This is a genomic window from Streptomyces sp. NPDC007917 (assembly GCF_042959105.1).
Lineage (GTDB): Bacteria > Actinomycetota > Actinomycetes > Streptomycetales > Streptomycetaceae > Streptomyces.
Genome location: NZ_JBIBKK010000082.1, coordinates 1 through 1444, shown reverse-complemented (window position 1 = coordinate 1444; position 1444 = coordinate 1). Strand labels below are relative to the sequence as shown.

The following is a 1444-nucleotide window of genomic DNA, read 5'->3' as shown; positions in this document are numbered from 1 at the left end:
CAAGGAGCTTCCCAATGCTGATGTCAAGCTGCTGCCGTAACAGGCGATGTGGCTTGGTAACACGCTCCGTCGCGGATCATGGCCCACAGGACATTGAGGCGACGGCGCGCGAGTGCCAGCAGCGCCTGCTTGTGTCCCTTCCCCTCGGCGCGCTTGCGCGCGTAGTACGTCTTGGAGGCCGGGCAGCTCTTCAGGCTGGAGAGCGCTGCGAGGTACATCGCGTTGAGCAGGCCGCGGTGGAACCGCCGGGGTCTACGGAGGTTGCCGCTGACCCGGCCGGAGTCGCGTGGGGCCGGTGCCAGGCCGGCGTATCCGGCGAGCCGGTCGGCGCTGCCGAAAGCGTCCATGTCACCTCCGGTGGCCGCGACGAAGACGGCGCCCATCAGTTTGCCCATGCCGGGCAGGCTGAGGATCACCTCGGCGTGTGGGTGCTCTCGAAACCGGGCCTCGATGAGCGCGTCGACTTCCGCGACCTCCTCATCGAGGGCCATCACCCCCTTCGCGAGCCGCACCACCATCGCGGCGGCCAGCTTCTCTCCGGGCAGGGCCGTGTGCTGGGCCTCGGCGGCCTCCACCGCCGCCCGGGCGAGGGTGGAGGCTCCACGCACCTTGCGGTTGCGCAGCCACGTCTCGATGCGTCTTGCGCCGCTGCGGCGGATCGCGGCCGGGGTCTGGTAACCCGTCAGCAACACGACCGGGCCTTTGTTGGTCAGGTCCAGCGAGCGTTCCAACGCCGGAAAGATCTCCAGCAGTTGGGCGCGGAGCCGGTTGATCTGGCGGGTGCGGTCGGCCACCAGGTCGGTGCGGCGCGTGGTCAGGATGCGCAGGTCGACGGCGACCTCGTCGCCGGGCCGCAGCCGGCCCAGGTCGCGGCGCATGCGGGCCTGGTCGGCGATGACGAATGCGTCCTTGGCATCCGTCTTGCCCTCGCCTCGGTAGGAGGCCGAGGCGTGGTGCACGGTCAGGCCGGTGATGTAGACCATCGGCTGGTCGTGGCCCAGGAGCAGGGCGATCAGCAGGGCGGCACCGCCGCCGTTGAGATCAACCGCCCACAGGGCGTCCTCATTGAGCGCCAGGACGTCGCCGATCAGCTCCAGCAGGGCCGATTCATCGTTCAGGACCCGGCGGGACAGCAGTCGTTCGCCGTCCGCGTTGATCACCACACAGTGGTGGTGTTCCTTGCCGATGTCCACTCCGGCCCATATCCGGGGCACGGTCACCTCCGCCAGCTCGTCGCACTACCTATGCCCAGCAGACGACCTCGCCGACGTTGCCCTACGCAGCGATCGAGTCGCATCTCCCAATTGGCGGTCGAGTCGTCGCGGGGCTCCGGGCGGCCAAGCTCCTTGAGCCATCCAGCGGTCTCCCCACCATCTGCCATACCCAGAGCCCCTGGGTCCCGCTGATCTTACGAATGATCATTTCGAACCCACCAGAAAGGTAG

At 68.2% G+C, this 1444-nt stretch carries 1 protein-coding gene; it reads right to left on the bottom strand.

All coding sequences use genetic code 11. The annotated features are described in order from the left end of the window. Positions 1-23: 23 nt before the first annotated feature. Positions 24-1220: an IS110 family transposase gene (locus ACFZDL_RS47190; protein WP_353597341.1), complete on the bottom strand. Its 1197-nt coding sequence runs from the start codon at positions 1218-1220 to the stop codon at positions 24-26. Positions 1221-1444 lie beyond the last annotated feature (224 nt).